Source organism: Nocardia sp. NPDC056952 (assembly GCF_042674185.1).
Lineage (GTDB): Bacteria > Actinomycetota > Actinomycetes > Mycobacteriales > Mycobacteriaceae > Nocardia.
The window spans coordinates 864,983-880,180 of the sequence record NZ_JBHURA010000002.1 but is presented as its reverse complement, the minus strand read 5'-3'; the positions used below and the strand labels follow the sequence as shown (position 1 = coordinate 880,180).

Genomic DNA, 15,198 nt, shown 5'->3' with positions numbered 1-15,198 from the left:
TCTGGGTATCGGTGGTCTAGAGCGCGATGTCGACGTCGCCGACAGGGGCGTTGATGCAGATCTGGATGGGCTTGTCGGGGTCGGCGTCGAGCTCGCCGGTACGGACGTTGCGGGTGCAGCCGGAGACCTTGGTCGCGGTGCAGGAGAAGCAGATCCCCATGCGGCAGCCGTATTCCGGGGTCAGGCCGGATGCTTCGGCCTGCTCGAGCAGCGTTGCTCCGGTGTTGTCGGCGGCGACGTCGCTGCCGGAGAAGGTGACGGTGCCGGTGGCCTCGGACGGATCGGTCGGGACCGTGGTGAGCGTGAATTCCTCACTGAGCACCCGGTCTTCGAGACCTTCGGCTTCGAAGATCGTCTTGACCGCCCGCATCAGCGGCGGCGGCCCGCACACGAAGGTCTGTGCATCGGCGTACCAGGGTGCGACCCGCTCGAGCTCCTCGTAGTCGAAGAAACCACTGCCGGTGGAGGTTTCACCGTCGATCACCGTGCCCGGCTCGACCGGGTAGCGGTACTCGATACGGAAGTTGGCGCGACGCTGCGCGATCGAGGACAGCTCGGCCCGATGCGGCACCATCTCGGGCTGACGCGCGTAGTGCAGGAAGGTGACCTGCCCGGTGTAACCCTCGGCGTCGAGGGTCCGCAACATCGACAGTACCGGCGTGATGCCGCTGCCGCCGCTGACCAGCAGCACCTTGTCGGGCCGCTGCTGCGGTAGGTGGAACACACCGGAAGCGGGCGCCAGGTCGACGACCATGCCGGGCTTGGCATTGGCGTGCAGGTAGTTCGACACCAGCCCGCCCGGGTGCGCCTTGACGGTGAGCTGCAGGTAGCGCTCGCCCTGGCTCTCGGGGTCGATCGGCGAGTAGCAGCGGGTGTGGCGCACGCCGTTGATCGAGACGCCGATCTGCACGTACTGACCGGCGGCATGGCCGCGCCACTGCCGCGAGGCGCGCAGGGTGAGGGTCACCGAGCCCGGCACCGCGTGCGAGACATGGGTGACTTCGGCGCGCAGCTCCCGGGCGGTGAGCCCGGGGTTGACGAGTTCCAGGTACCGGTCCAGCGGGTGCGGCGTCGTCAACGTCTGCACCAGGTCGATCAGTCCCACCATGTCGCGTTGCCCCTTTGAGAAGTCCTTCGACGTACGCTCCAAATTTCAGTGCACGTCTGTACACTCACCAGTGTGCCCGATGACCCCGGGCCACTGTCAACCGGCAATAATGTGAGGCGGACAACATCATGACGAAGGCCGCTATGGTGAACGGATGTATGCTCACCGATGTGACTGAGCAGGCAGGAACCCGCAACGAGCGCAAAGCGCATACCCGGGCAGCCCTCCTCGACGGCACCCTGGCCTTGGCCTCGGAGCGCGGATTCGCGGCATTGAGCCTGCGTGAGATCGCCCGTTCGGCCGGCATCGTGCCGACCGCCTTCTACCGCCACTTCGCCTCGCTCGACGACCTCGGCGCGACGATCGTCGACGAGGGCGTCACCGCGCTGCGGCTGGCATTGCGCGAGGTCAGGCGGAAACCGGACGCGCATCTGGCCGATACGGTCCGCTTCGTCTTCGAGCAGGTGCGCGCCAAACGCGCCCTGTTCGGCTTCCTCATTCGCGAGCGTCACGGCGGGCCTGCTCCGCTGCGTCAGGCGATCGCGATGGAGATGCAGCTGATCGTGCGCGAGATCGTCGCCGATCTGTCGCGCCTGCGTGCACTGGATTCGTGGAGCACCACCGAGCTGGAGATCGCCGCGGATCTACTGGTCACCACCGTGACCGACGGTATCGCTGCGTTCGTCGCGTCCACCCCCCGTGAGGAATCGGCGATCGTGGAGCGCACCGTGATGCAGATGCGCCTGATCGCGTTGGGCATCGCGGGCTGGGTACCCAAAAACGCGGATTGAACTCAGAGTACGGGCGTACACACAATTCGACGCCGCCCCACCGGTGAGGTGTCACATATCGGCGGATACCGCGCGCGACGGCGCACGCACCGGCAGCAGCACCAGCAGACCCACCGCCAGCACGACCAGAAGTCCGGCGATGCCGGCGCGGTCGCTGTGGAAGGTCGAGACGAACACCCCGAACAGGGCGGGCGCCAGGAACGACACCGCCCGGCCGGTCGTGGTGTACAGGCCGAACAGCTGACCCTCTCGTCCCGGCGGTGCGAGTCGGGCCAGGAACGACCGGGCCGACGCCTGCGCGGGGCCGACGAACACTGTGAGCGCGAGCCCGAAGATCCAGAACATCGTCGAGCCCGACACCATCAGCAGGGCGAGGCCGCACCCGAGCATCCCGACCAGTGACGCCACGATCACCCGTTTGGGCCCGATCCGGTCGTCGAACCGCCCGGCCACGACCGCGGCCGCCCCCGCGACGACGTTCGCGGCGATCCCGAACAGCAGCACATCGGCGTCGGCGAACCCGTACACCGTCACCGCGAGCACCCCGCCGAAGGTGAACACGCCTGCCAGACCGTCCCGGAACACCGCGCTGGCCAGCAGGAAGTACACCGTGTGCCGATCCTGACCCCACAGCTCCCGCACGTCACGCGCGAGCACCCGGTAGGAACCGAGGAAGCCGACTTTCGCGGCGCCGGGGTCGGCACCGGTGCGCGGCATCTCGGGGACCGCGAACAGCACCGGCAGCGCGAAGACGGTGAACCACACCGCCGCGAGCACGATCACGAGCCGGACATTGAGGCCCTGATCGGTGGGCATCGCGAGCAGGCCGCGGGTGTCACCGTCCCCGGCGAGGAACCCCGCGTAGCAGATCAGCAGCAGCACGATGCCACCGAAATAGCCCATCGCCCAGCCGAATCCGGAGACCCGCCCGACCGTGGCCGGTGTCGACACCTGCCGCATCATCGCGTTGTAGGGGACGCCGGCGAGTTCGAAGGTGGCCGAGGCGAACGCGAGCAGTGCCAGGCCGAGCCAGAGGTCGTGATAGTCGTCCCGGACGAAGAACATCAGCGACATCGCGCCGATCGTCAGCGCCGTCAGGGTCGCCAAGGCCCGTTTACGGGAACCGACCGCGTCGAAGTACTGCCCGCAGACCGGCGCCGTCAGCGCGACGATCAGTCCCGCCCCCGCCAGCGCCCAGCCCAGCCACGCACTGGCCGGTGTCGTCCCCGGCAGATCCTCGCCCACTTTGTCGGTGAGATACACCGAGAAGACGAAGGTCAGCGTCACGGCCTGGAACGCCGACGATCCCCAATCCCAGAGTCCCCACGCCAGCACCTGCCCGCGTCCGGCCGCCTCGCCGACGGTTTCGGCCGCGTTCACCTCGGTCATACGCCGAAGAGTAACGGCGAACCGGCACCCACGCCGTCTATTACATCCGCGCCGTCAGTTCATATGAACCTGGTTGCATAGTACCCAGTGTTCCGGATACTCTCGTGCCATGGCACTGGAGCACGCGCTACTGGTCTCGCTCACCGAGCGGGCCGGGTCGGGCTATGAGCTCGCTCGCCGATTCGACAAGTCGATCGGCTACTTCTGGAGTGCCACCCACCAGCAGATCTACCGGGTGCTCAAGCGGATGGAGTCCTCCGGCTGGGTCACCGTCGAATCGGTGAACCAGCAGGGCAAACCCGACAAGAAGGTGTACTCGGTGGCTCCGGCCGGTCAGGCCGAGATCGCCCGCTGGCTCGCCGAGCCCACCGACGCCACCCCCGCCCGCGACGAACTGGGCGTGAAGATCCGCGCCGCCGCGTACGGCGACATCGATGCCGTCTGCGCCGAGGTGGAGCGCCATCGCGGCCAGCACGCCCAGCGCCTCGACGAGTACCGCCTCAGCGAAAAGAAATTCTTCCCGGTGCCGGACCAGCTCTCCGGCACCGCTCTGCACCAGTATCTGGTGCTTCGCGCGGGCATCCGCGCGGAGTCCGGCTACCTCGAATGGTGCGACGAAGTACTGCAGGCCCTGCGACCGCGAAAAGGTGACGACCGCCCATGACTGCCTATCCCCATCTGTTCGAGCCCCTCGACCTCGGCCACACCACGCTGCGCAACCGCGTGGTCATGGGCTCCATGCACACCGGTCTGGAGGACCGCGCCTGGGACACCAACAAGCTGGCCGCCTACTTCGCCGAGCGGGCCCGCGGCGGTGTCGGCCTGATCATCACCGGCGGCTACGCCCCCAACCGCACCGGCTGGTTGCTGCCGCTCGGCGGCAAGCTCACCAACAAGACCGAGGCGTACCGGCATCGCACGATCACCAAGGCGGTGCACGCCGAGGGCGGCAAGATCGCCATCCAGATCCTGCACGCGGGGCGCTATTCCTACATGCCGACCAGCGTTTCGGCGTCGGCGATCAAGTCCGCGATCAACCCGTTCAAGCCTCGGGCGCTGTCGTCGAAGGGCGTCGAGAGCACCATCGACGATTACGCGCGCTGCGCGGGCCTGGCCAAGTTCGCCGGGTACGACGGCTGCGAGATCATGGGCGGTGAGGGCTATTTCCTCAACCAGTTCCTCGCACCGCGGGTGAACAAGCGCACCGACAAGTGGGGTGGCACCCCGGAGAACCGGCGTCGGCTGCCCGTCGAGATCGCCCGTCGCATCCGCGCCGAGGTCGGCCCCGATTTCATCATCGTGTTCCGGTTGTCGATGGCCGAGCTCGTGGAGAAGGGCCAGACGTTCGACGAGATCGTCGCCCTGGCACAGGAATTGGAGGCCGTCGGCGTCGACATCCTCAATACCGATATCGGCTGGCACGAGGCGCGGGTGCCCACCATCGTCACCTCGGTGCCGCGCGCGGCGTTCGTGGAGTTCACCGCGAAGATCGCGCGCAAGGTGAACATCCCGGTCTGCGCCTCGAACCGGATCAATATGCCCGAGGTCGCCGAGGAGATCCTGACCCGCGGCGACGCGGCGCTGATCTCCATGGCCCGCCCGCTGCTGGCCGACGCCGAATGGGCCAACAAAGCCGAGCAGAATCGGGCCGACGAGATCAACACCTGCATCGCCTGCAACCAGGCCTGCCTCGACCACGCCTTCGGCAACAAGAAGGTGTCGTGCCTGGTCAACCCGCGTGCGGGCAGCGAGACCACGCTGAACTTGCTGCCGACTCGGCGCGCCAAGCGAGTCGCCGTCGTCGGCGCGGGTCCGGCCGGGCTGTCGGCCGCGGTGAGTCTGGCCGAGCGCGGCCACCACGTCGACCTGTTCGAATCCGACGACAAGATCGGCGGCCAGTTCGACATCGCCCGCCGCATCCCCGGCAAGGAGGAGTTCGACGAGTCGATCCGCTACTTCCGCCGCAAGATCGACGTCACCGGCGTCACCCTGCATCTCGAGAAGCGGGTCACGGCCGAGGAATTGATCGCGGGCAAATACGACTCGGTGATCCTGGCGACCGGTGTGCGTCCGCGCATCCCCAACATCCCCGGTATCGATCACCCGATGGTGCTCTCCTACGCCGAACTGGTGAAGGAGGAGAAGCCGGTCGGCAAGAAGGTCGCGGTGATCGGCGCGGGCGGTATCGGCTACGACGTGAGCGAATACCTCACCGTCGAAGGACATCCCACGCTCAAGCTCGACGAGTGGAAAGAGGAGTGGGGCGTCGATTCCGAGAACGAGCAGGCTCCCGGCCAGCTCAAGGAGCCCAAGCCCTCCCCCGCGGCGCGCGACGTGGTGCTGTTGCAGCGCAAGTCGACCCCGTTCGGCAAGGACCTCGGCAAGACCTCCGGGTGGGTGCACCGCGCGGCCCTCAAGGCCAAGGGCGTCGAGCAGGTCGGCGGCGTGAACTACGACCGCATCGACGACGCGGGCCTGCACATCAGCTTCGGCGAGAAGCACGAGAACCCGCGCGTGATCGAGGTCGACAACGTGATCGTCTGCGCCGGACAGGAATCCGTGCGCGAACTCGAAGAGCCGCTGCGCGCCGCGGGTGTCGACCTGCACCTCATCGGCGGCGCCGACCTGGCCGCCGAACTGGATGCCAAGCGCGCGATCAACCAGGGCACCCGCCTGGCCGCTGCGCTATAGGAGCGCTGGCGCGCTCGAGCGCGCCCCGGGGGGGCCGCGTTTACCCCCCGGTGGGGGGGGGCGCGGCCGCGCCCGCAACGGCGGCTAACTCGCGGCCGGGCCGCTACGCCGCTGCGCGGCGGACCCTCCTCGAGGTCGGGTCGTGCGGGGCTGGGAGTGCGGTCATGGCGGACCATGGGTGTCGTCGGGGGGTGGCCGGGGTGAGTGTCGCCGGAAATACGGCCGGCGGTGCCGGGCGCGGTCAGCGCAGCGAGGCGTCGTGAATCACATCGCGTAGTTCGCGACCCTCTGCTGTCTCGTACCAGCGCAGGTGACCGAGAAGCCAGTCGTAGTAGGCGATTTCGGCGTTTCGTGGGTCGTGGGCGATGGTCAGGAAGTAGTCGATTTCGGAGAGTTCGTAGCCGATGTGCACGAGCGGGAGCAGGTCCGGGAGCAGGCGCTGTTCGGCGACCGACAGCGGTCGAACCGATTGATATCCCTGGATCAGCGCGGTGATCTGGTCTGCTCGGACGTGTGCGGGTCCGCCGTCACGCAGCGAAATCCAGTCGATGGCGGCGCGCTCGATGGCGGTGGCGAGGTCGAAGACAGCCGTCGTCCGGTCGGCCAGGCCGAAATCGATCACCGAGGTCACCTCGTGGTCGTTCCACAGCAGGTTCGTCGCGTGCCAGTCCCCGTGCGTCCACAGTGGCGCGACACCGGAAAGGTCGGCGTGAAACTGGGGAATGTCAGCGCGCCAGTCTCTCTCACCGAGGAATCGGGCGACCGACGGCCGTCGGGCGATGTGCCATTCGAAGGCGCGCGCCACGTCATTGTGCATGCTCGCCAGCAGCGGTCGCGCGGGTCGAGCCGGTGCATCGAAATCTGCTGCGGCCGAATGCAATCGGCCGAGCATCACCCCAGCGCTCCCCGCATCGTCACGGTCGCGATAGGGCGACCAGGAGAAGTCCGCGCGATACCGATCCTCCCCTATCCCCACCCGATGCACCTCGTAGACGAACGCGCCTGTCGCGCCGGCGCGGAGCCGGCCGGGCTCATCGCTCACCCTGGAGCCACGACCGAGGTCGTGGCTCAGCGGGGACAGCACCCAATCCCCCACGGTGGCACGCACTTCTGGCACCGGAATATCCCGAACCCGCAGGTGCCGGATGAACCGATGCTCCTCACCCAACGCCACCACATCGCGCAATCGTGCGGGCATCCGCTTCACCACGAGCCGATCCCCACCGTCCAACCGCACCCCCACCGTCGACGACAACGGCCGCGCACCCCGCCATTCGATCGCAGCGGGCGAACCGCCCCAGGTCTCGGCGACCGCGCGAGCGATCTCGTCGTCGGTGAGCGCGGGCCACGTCGGCTCGGCCAGCGGGTCGTCGCCCATCCCGAACACCTGCTCGTCAGCCATCGGTCCAGTATCGATGGTGGCGGGCCCGTCGACATCGAACCCTCACATCGCTCTGCCACCCGTCGATGCGGACACCGCACGGCCGTAGCCGATCCCCTAAGCTCCCCTCGTGAGCTTGCCCTCCCCCACTGCAGACAATCGTGCCGTCGTCACCGGCGCGTCCTCCGGCATCGGCACCGCGCTGGCCGCCGAACTGGCCGGGCGCGGCTATTCGCTGATCCTGGTCGCGCGCCGCGGTGAGATCCTCACCGAGCTGGCCCAGCGGTTGACCCTGGCCCATGGCATCACCGCCGAGGTCCGAGCGGTCGACCTGGCCGATCGCACCCAGCGGGCCGGCCTCGTCGACGAGCTCGCGGTTCGCGATATCGCCGTTCTCTGCAACAACGCGGGCATCGCGACGTTCGGGCCGGTCGCCGAGCTCGACTTCGCCTACGAGCGCATGCAGATGGAACTCAACGCCACCGCCGTGCACGACCTGACCCTGGCGGTGCTGCCCGGCATGATCGAGCGCAAGGCGGGCGGGATCCTGATCAGCGGTTCGGCGGCGGGCAATATGCCGATCCCGAACAACGCCACCTACGCGGCATCCAAGGCGTTCGCGAACACCTTCTCGGAGTCGTTGCGCGGCGAGCTCAAGGGCAGCGGCGTGAACGTCACCCTGCTGGCGCCCGGTCCCGTCCGCACCGAAACCCCGGCCCCCGAAGACCAGTCGATCGTCGACAAGATGGTCCCCGACTTCCTCTGGGTGTCGTCCGAGTACACCGCGAAGGTCTCCATCGACGCGCTGGCCCGCAACAAGATGCGCATCGTCCCCGGCCTGATCAGCAAGGGCATGAGCGTCGCGGGCAATTACGGCCCCCGGTCGTTCACCGCACCGATCGCGGGCGCGTTCTACAAGAAGCTGGGCGGCTGACACCTACGTCAGCAAGTCGTCAGGAACGGTCGCCGGGCGGTCAAGGACCCGTAAAGACCGAGTTCGGCCGGCCGCGAGCGGCGTAGTCCTTGAGGTGGCCCCGCCGTCCGAGTGCGGGGGCGTCCTCCTGGAGGAGACCACCGTGACGTTGCTCGATATCTTCCCGTCCCTGCGTGCGAGTGCGGTCCCCCGACTCGACCCGGCGGTGTGGCCCGCCGACACCCACTACGACGGTGACGGCCGGATCACCCTCGGCGGCGTGGCCCTGCACGACGTCGCCGACCAGTACGGCACACCGGTGCGCGTGATCGACGAGACCGAGGTGCGGGAACGCTGCCGCGCCTACCGCAAGCACTTCCCCGACACCGAGATCGTCTACGCGGGAACCGCGCTGATGCTGCGCACAGTGGCCCGCTGGGTCGCTGAGGAGGGCCTCGCCGTGCAGGTCGGTTCGACCGGTGAACTCGAGGTGGCGCTCGCCGCGGGCATCGACCCACGCCGGATCGTCCTGCAGGGCAACGGGGCTCCCTTCGACGAGCTCCGCGCCGCGGTAGGCGCGGGGGTCGGCCGCATCGTGGTCTCCACGCTCACCGAGATCACCCTGCTCGCCTCGCTCGTGACCCGCCCACAGCAGGTGCTGTTGCGGGTGGCGCCCGGAATCGAGGTGCCGGGCAGCTCGCGGTTCGGGTTCCCGCTCGGCAGCGACTCCTGCGCGGCGGCCGTGGCCCGGATCATCGCGCAGCCGAAGCTGATCCTGACCGGACTGCACTGCCACCTCGGCGCACAGATCCACGACCCCGACCTGTACGGCGAGGCGATCCGCCGGATGATCGCCGAGATGGCCTGGATCCAGGCCGAACACGGCGCCCTGCTGACCCATCTCGATATCGGCGGTGGGCACGCGGTGGCTCTGCGCGGCGGCGACGCCGAGCTCAACCTGCGCGAACTCGCCGACATCCTCGATGACGCGCTCGACGCGGGCTGTGCCCGACACCACTTCCCCCGCCCGGTCCTCGCGATGGAACCGGGGCGTGCGATCGTCGCGCGGGCGGGTGTCACGCTCTACCGGGTGCTCGCCGTCACCGAGGTCGCCGACGGCAGGTGCGTCATCGTCGACGGGGATACCGCCGGACGCGACGATGTGAGTGCGCTCGTGGTCAACCGGCATCCGGCCGGACCCCAGCTCGCCGCATCGGTCGCGAGCAGGCACGGTGCCGCGGGCCGGCTCATCGCCGCAGAGGTCCGGATTCCGGCGGATCTTCGTGCCGGCGAGGTCCTCGCGGTGCCGTGCACCGGTGCCTATCACCCGTGCGCGGCCGGATATCGAACAGCGGGCAGGCCGCCGGTGGTCGCGGTCGCCCACGGCCGCACCGAGCAGCTGCTCCGCCGCGAGACGACCGCCGACCTGCTGATGCGTGAGCTGGCGCGGTGACTGGCTGACCCGGGAGTCGTGGAGTGCGGCCCGCCGATCGACGGGCCGCACTCGCTCACCGGCGGCGGGTGCCGAAAATGCTGCGGCTGATCTCGCGCCCGGCCGCACTCGCCGCCGAACGGAGGAAACTCTTCACCGCCGGATTCGCCATGATCCGTTCAGCGGCCGAATCCTCGTCCTGCTGGGCCGTCGAGCGCCCTGGCGCGGGGGTGGATTCGGGTACCGGCTCGGCGGCCGCCACGCTGGCGAGCAGCATCTCGTAGGCCGATTCCCGGTCGATGCTCTGCCCGTATCTGCCCTGCAGCGCGCTCGACAGGGCCTTGGACTTGATCGCCTCGTCGCCGATGGTGTCCATCAGCGAGCGCGGCGGCGCGATCTTGGTCCAGGCGACGGGCGTCGGCGCACCGGTTTCGGAGAGCACGGTGACGATGGCCTCACCGGTGCCGAGCGAGGTGAGCGCCTCTTCCAGGTCGTACACCGACGACTTCGGGTAGGTGCGCACCGTCTTCGACAGCGCCTTCTGATCGTCGGGAGTGAAGGCGCGCAAAGCGTGTTGCACGCGGGCGCCGAGCTGGGAGAGCACCGGGTTGGGGATGTCGGTGGGCAACTGGGTGCAGAAGAACACGCCGACGCCCTTGGACCGGATCAGCTTCACCGTCTGCTCGACCTGCTGCAGAAACGCCTTCGACGCCTCGGCGAACAGCAGATGCGCCTCGTCGAAGATGAACACGAGCTTCGGCTTGTCCACGTCACCCACCTCGGGCAACGTCTGGAACAGATCGGCCAGCACCCACATCAGAAACGTCGAGAACAACGCGGGCCGCGCCGCCTGCTGACCGAGCTCGAACAGCGTGATCACGCCGAGCCCGCCCGCGGTGCGCAGCAGATCGGCCGGGTCGAGTTCGGGTTCGCCGAAGAACGTGTCGCCGCCATCGGCTTCCAGATTCACCAGCGACCGCAGGATCACCCCGGCGGTCTGCGAGGACACCCCACCGATGCCCTTGAGGTCTTCCTTGCCTTCGGGGCTGGTGAGGTGGGTGATCACCGCCCGCAGGTCCTTCAGGTCCAGCAGCGCGAGGCCGCGCTGATCGGCCCAGTGGAAGATCAGGCCGAGCGTCGATTCCTGGGTGTCGTTGAGGCCGAGCACCTTGCTGAGCAGGATCGGTCCGAACGAGGTGATCGTCGCCCGGATCGGCACCCCGATGCCGCCGGTGCCGAGTGAGACGAACTCGGTGGGGAACGCACCGGGCGCCCAGTCGGTCGCGCCGGTCTCGGCCGCGCGCGCCCGGATCTTCTCGGTGTCGCCCCCCGGCTCGCTCAAGCCCGACAGGTCACCCTTGACGTCGGCCATCACCACGGGAACGCCCGCGCGGGACAGATGTTCGGCGATGCCCTGCAGGGTCTTGGTCTTGCCGGTGCCGGTCGCACCCGCGACGAGGCCGTGCCGGTTCATCATCCGCAGCGGAATACGCACGCGCGCACCGGGATCAGCCACGCCGTCGACCATCACCGTGCCGAGTTCCAGTGCGGGTCCGCTGAAGGCGTAGCCCTCGGCGATCTGCGCGGCCGCGCCGGACGCCGTCGGATTCGAGGCGGATTCCTCACCCGCAGAATCGGATTCGCTGCCCTCGGCGGCCGGCTGACTGTCCGTGGCCGGTGTCGCGCTCGCCGCCGCGGCTTCCTGCTCGGCGGCCTCCGCGGCCGCCATGGCCTCGGCGGCGACTCTGGCCGCGTCTTCGGCCGCCTTGCGTGCCGCTGCCGCCTTCTCCTGTGGGGTGGTCATTCGCGCGTCCTCCGTCTGCTCACTGGCACGTACGCAAGAAATGCTCGAAACGTCTGCGGTCAATTCCAGGCAAACTGTATCCGGGCACGTCACCCGGTCGGCAAACATCCGGGGATGTCGTCGGCAAACCCGGTCCGCCTCGCCCACGCGACACACCTGCCGACCGGGTTCACGGGCCCACCATTAGGGTGACTCCCGTGTCAGACAAACTCCTGGTCTGGATGGATTGCGAAATGACGGGGCTCCGTCTCGACAGCGACAAGCTGATCGAGATCGCCGCGCTCGTAACCGACAGCGACCTCAACATTCTCGGTGACGGTGTCGACATCGTCATCCACGCCGACGACGCCGCCCTGGCCTGCATGCCACCGGTCGTCGCCACCATGCACGCGAAGTCCGGTCTGACCGAAGAGGTTCGGCGGTCCACCGTCACTCTCGAGCAGGCCCAGCAGCAGGTACTCGACTACATCCGCGAGTACGCGCCCACCGCGCGCACGGTGCCGCTGTGCGGTAACTCCATCGGCACCGATCGCGGTTTCATCGCCCGCGACATGCCGGAGCTGGACGCGCACCTGCACTACCGGATGGTCGACGTGAGCTCGATCAAGGAACTGTGCCGACGCTGGTACCCCCGCATCTACTTCGGTCAGCCGGAGAAGGGCCTGGCCCACCGCGCGCTGGCCGACATCAAGGAATCCATCCGCGAACTCGAGTACTACCGCCGTACCGCCTTCGTGCCGCTGCCCGGGCCGTCGACCACCGAGATCGCGGCGGCCGCCCAGGAGGCCACCGAAGCCGTGGATGTCACCGGTTCGAGCCATCTACCAGCGGATTAGGGGTTGACACTCCACACACGCTAATATCGACGGCGCCGGTGATTCACCGGTGATGGTGACCGTAGTTCAGTTGGTAGAGCACCAGGTTGTGATCCTGGATGTCGCGGGTTCGAGTCCCGTCGGTCACCCCGAAGAGAAGGCCCGGTCCACAAGGACCGGGCCTTCTTTGCTATCCGGACACATGTCACACTCGCGGCTCCCGCATCGTCTACTGGCTATGAGCATCAACGACCTGCGTACCGATATCCGGGGAAACGTTCTCCTACCGGGTGATACCACCTTCGATCTCGCCGCCCGTCCCTGGAACACCGCGATCGCCCAGTCGGTCGCCGCCGTCGTCGAGGTCGCCGATGCCGACGACCTCGCGGCCGTCGTGCGCTACGCCAACCGCGCGGGCCGTGCGGTGGTCACCCAGCCGACCGGCCACGGCGCGACCGGCGACATCGACGACGCGATTCTCGTGCGCACCACCGAACTCAACGCCGTCGCCATCGACCCGGCCCAGCGGGTGGCCCACATCGGCTCCGGCGCCCAGTGGGGCGCCGTCCAGGCAGCGGCCGCCGCACACGGCCTGAGCGGCCTTGCAGGCAGCAACCCCGTGGTCGGTGTCACCGGATACACCCTGGGCGGCGGATTCGGCTGGCTGGCCCGTAAACACGGTTGGGCCGCCGACGCGGTCCGAGCGTTCGAGATCGTCGACGCCGACGGCAAGCGTGGCCGGGTGAGCGCCGACTCCGACCCCGAGCTGTTCTGGGCACTACGCGGCGGTGGTGGCGACTTCGCGATCGTCACCGCGCTCGACATCGACCTGTTCGAGTTGCCACGGCTCTACGGCGGCCGGGTGAGTTGGCCGGCCGAGCGCACCCGCGAGGTGTTCGACGTGTTCACCGAACTCACCACCGATGCACCGCCGGAACTGTCGGTGTGGCTACAGCGCTACCAGATCCCCGGCGCCGCACCCACAGTCGCCATCGACTTCGCCTACCTCGGCGACGAAGCGCGTGGCCGCGAGCTGACCAGCCGCCTCGACACTGTCACCGGCGCACTCGTCGACACCCGCGCCACCATGACCCCCGACCGGATCGGCACCATCACCGCCGAACCCACCGAACCCGGCCCGTCGCTCTCGCGCGGCGAACTGCTCACCGACCTGGGTGACGCGGTAGTCAAAACGATCATCGACGCCCCGGTCGCGCCCCTGCTCAATATCCAGATCCGCGGCCTCGGGGGCGCGATAGCCGAACCTACCGGTGAACATGGAGCACGCGGCCCGATCACCGAGCCCTACGCCCTCTACCTGCTCGGCCTCGGCCTCCCCCACCTGATCGACGACGTCAAGGCAGCCTTCGGCACTATCGTCGACAACCTCGGCGCCCACGTCACCGGCAAGAAGCCGTACACCTTCCTCGCTCCGGGTGAATCGGCCCAGGCCGCCTTCGACACTGCCACCCTGGACCGCCTCCGCGAGATCAAGCGCAACCGCGATCCGCGAAACGTCGTGCGCGCCAACTTCCCCGTCCACAACTGACCACCGATCCGCGCCGTCCACAGCCGACGGCGCAGGTCGAGCGTGTTCGCCGGAGTGGCGAAGGGCACGGGAGTGAACGCCGCTGGACGGTTGTCAGGCGGTTGCGCGGTTCGCTCGGTGCCGTCGGACGGCCGACCGGTTCGCGCACGCCGGGCTACAGAAGCGCTGTCTGCCGTTGCGTGAAATGTCGGCGTACACCTGCGCGCACCCGTCGGCCTCGCAGGCGCCCAGACGGTCCATCCCGAGCCCGGTCAGGTGCAAGGCGGTGCCGACGGTGATCAATGCCGCGATCTGGCGGTCCGTCGCCACCCCCGGGTCGCGGAAATGTAGATGCCAGCCGTCGCCCACATGGTCGGTCAGGCGGGGCGCGGAGGCGTACTCGGCCAGCAACACGTTGAGCCGGGCCGCACGTTCGGTGCGATCCGCGCACTCCACCACACCCCGCCAGCGGCCCAGGAAGGCCGTTACCGACGCCAGATCGCCGTCGGACACCGGCGTGGACAGCACCAAGCCCGCCGCCGCGCAGCGTCGCGCCAACTCCGCGGCGTTCGAACACAGATCGTTGAGCAGGTCGACGCCCAGCAGCACCGGCTCACGCCCGTAATGGTTGTAATGCACAATGCCATTACATCAGACTCGAACCATGAACAGCCACCCCGCACACACCTGGCAGATCGAGTCACGCCACCGGACCAGCGAGGGCGTCGTGGCCTACCAACGCTGCCGCTGCGGCGCGCGCAGGGTGGTCGTCGACCACCTGAGCGTCGCGTCCGAGATCCATCGCGACGAACCGGGCCTGGCCGCCGCCGGATAACTCGCACCATCATGATGAACGTCACGTTTGACCGCTACACTTTGGACCGCTGCCCAGATGTGGGGCAGATCTCGCCATCGCGTCAGCGCTCGACCGGAAAGACCCCTTGATGAAGCGTTCCACCGTCGTCGCCGTCCTCGCGGCCGTCACCGTGCTCGGCCCCGTCGCCGGGACCGCCGCGGCCTCGCCCGGCCTGCCCCTCACCGACTTCACGGCGGAGACCCCCATCGGCGACTTCGGCCTGCCGAGCGATCAGCCCGAATCCGGTTCGGCGCAGAGCGGCTCCACCACCGGCGTCGAAACCACCGGGTCCTCCGGTACCGGCTCGGCCGGCCTGCCCAACCTCGACCGCCTGCTGTTCGGCGGCCGCATTCTGTGCGGCGCCTTCGGTAGCGCGCTCGCGGTCGCGGGCGAGGCGATGATGGACTGCAGCGAACTCCCCACCCCGCTCTGAGCGGTCCACGGACACAACGAAGGGGCACCGGAAAATCCGGTGCCCCTTCGTTTTTCG

At 68.4% G+C, this 15,198-nt stretch carries 14 protein-coding genes and 1 tRNA gene; 10 read left to right on the top strand and 5 right to left on the bottom strand.

Features of this window, described 5'->3' with window-relative positions; genetic code table 11:
* Window positions 1-16: 16 nt before the first annotated feature.
* Window positions 17-1,108, bottom strand: a complete 1,092-nt coding sequence (locus tag ACFTS5_RS11315; protein WP_378629887.1) for a ferredoxin reductase — start codon at window positions 1,106-1,108, stop codon at window positions 17-19.
* A gap of 143 nt (window positions 1,109-1,251) precedes the next feature.
* On the opposite strand from ACFTS5_RS11315, the gene ACFTS5_RS11310 reads away from it, so the two are divergent.
* Window positions 1,252-1,899 (top strand): TetR family transcriptional regulator, encoded by a 648-nt coding sequence (locus tag ACFTS5_RS11310; protein WP_378630033.1) that lies wholly within the window; start codon window positions 1,252-1,254, stop codon window positions 1,897-1,899.
* 51 nt (window positions 1,900-1,950) lie between these two features.
* Here the strand turns inward: ACFTS5_RS11310 and ACFTS5_RS11305 are convergent, their stop codons facing one another.
* Window positions 1,951-3,288, bottom strand: coding sequence for an MFS transporter (locus tag ACFTS5_RS11305; RefSeq protein WP_378629886.1), 1,338 nt, complete (start codon window positions 3,286-3,288; stop codon window positions 1,951-1,953).
* A 109-nt stretch (window positions 3,289-3,397) separates the two neighbouring features.
* Here ACFTS5_RS11305 and ACFTS5_RS11300 point away from each other — a divergent pair, with 109 nt between their 5' ends.
* Both ACFTS5_RS11300 and ACFTS5_RS11295 read left to right on the top strand, forming a co-directional pair.
* Window positions 3,398-3,952, top strand: a complete 555-nt coding sequence (locus tag ACFTS5_RS11300) for a PadR family transcriptional regulator (RefSeq protein ID WP_378629883.1) — start codon at window positions 3,398-3,400, stop codon at window positions 3,950-3,952.
* Entirely contained in the window at window positions 3,949-5,979 is a 2,031-nt protein-coding gene (locus tag ACFTS5_RS11295; protein WP_378629882.1) for an FAD-dependent oxidoreductase, read from the top strand. Before ACFTS5_RS11300 ends, ACFTS5_RS11295 begins: the two co-directional genes overlap by 4 nt.
* Before the next feature lie 241 nt (window positions 5,980-6,220).
* On the opposite strand, the gene ACFTS5_RS11290 is transcribed toward ACFTS5_RS11295, so the two are convergent.
* On the bottom strand, window positions 6,221-7,381 hold the full coding sequence (locus tag ACFTS5_RS11290; protein WP_378629880.1) for a phosphotransferase enzyme family protein: 1,161 nt from the start codon (window positions 7,379-7,381) through the stop codon (window positions 6,221-6,223).
* Window positions 7,382-7,490: 109 nt separating this feature from the next.
* Here ACFTS5_RS11290 and cmrA point away from each other — a divergent pair, with 109 nt between their 5' ends.
* Together cmrA and ACFTS5_RS11280 are read left to right on the top strand one after the other, a co-directional pair.
* The gene (gene cmrA / locus ACFTS5_RS11285; RefSeq protein WP_378629878.1) at window positions 7,491-8,294 is read left to right on the top strand and encodes a mycolate reductase; all 804 of its coding nucleotides are present in this window, start codon (window positions 7,491-7,493) and stop codon (window positions 8,292-8,294) included.
* Between the two features lie 142 nt (window positions 8,295-8,436).
* A complete protein-coding gene (locus ACFTS5_RS11280) occupies window positions 8,437-9,726 on the top strand; it encodes a diaminopimelate decarboxylase family protein (RefSeq protein ID WP_378629877.1) in 1,290 nt (429 codons plus the stop codon).
* 55 nt (window positions 9,727-9,781) lie between these two features.
* Here the strand turns inward: ACFTS5_RS11280 and ACFTS5_RS11275 are convergent, their stop codons facing one another.
* Entirely contained in the window at window positions 9,782-11,509 is a 1,728-nt protein-coding gene (locus tag ACFTS5_RS11275; RefSeq protein WP_378629876.1) for a helicase HerA-like domain-containing protein, read from the bottom strand.
* A gap of 197 nt (window positions 11,510-11,706) precedes the next feature.
* On the opposite strand from ACFTS5_RS11275, the gene orn reads away from it, so the two are divergent.
* The 3 genes from orn (at window position 11,707) to ACFTS5_RS11260 (ending at window position 13,873) form a co-directional block, all read left to right on the top strand.
* A complete protein-coding gene (orn, locus tag ACFTS5_RS11270; RefSeq protein ID WP_266298291.1) occupies window positions 11,707-12,345 on the top strand; it encodes an oligoribonuclease in 639 nt (212 codons plus the stop codon).
* Window positions 12,346-12,400: 55 nt separating this feature from the next.
* Window positions 12,401-12,473, top strand: a tRNA-His gene (locus tag ACFTS5_RS11265).
* An 89-nt stretch (window positions 12,474-12,562) separates the two neighbouring features.
* The gene (locus ACFTS5_RS11260) at window positions 12,563-13,873 is read left to right on the top strand and encodes an FAD-binding oxidoreductase (RefSeq protein WP_378629875.1); all 1,311 of its coding nucleotides are present in this window, start codon (window positions 12,563-12,565) and stop codon (window positions 13,871-13,873) included.
* A gap of 93 nt (window positions 13,874-13,966) precedes the next feature.
* Here ACFTS5_RS11260 and ACFTS5_RS11255 read toward each other — a convergent pair whose 3' ends face one another.
* On the bottom strand, window positions 13,967-14,491 hold the full coding sequence (locus tag ACFTS5_RS11255; protein ID WP_378629873.1) for a CGNR zinc finger domain-containing protein: 525 nt from the start codon (window positions 14,489-14,491) through the stop codon (window positions 13,967-13,969).
* 25 nt (window positions 14,492-14,516) lie between these two features.
* Here ACFTS5_RS11255 and ACFTS5_RS11250 point away from each other — a divergent pair, with 25 nt between their 5' ends.
* On the top strand, window positions 14,517-14,687 hold the full coding sequence (locus ACFTS5_RS11250) for a hypothetical protein (protein WP_378629872.1): 171 nt from the start codon (window positions 14,517-14,519) through the stop codon (window positions 14,685-14,687).
* A gap of 109 nt (window positions 14,688-14,796) precedes the next feature.
* Entirely contained in the window at window positions 14,797-15,141 is a 345-nt protein-coding gene (locus ACFTS5_RS11245; RefSeq protein ID WP_378629871.1) for a hypothetical protein, read from the top strand.
* Window positions 15,142-15,198: the final 57 nt, after the last annotated feature.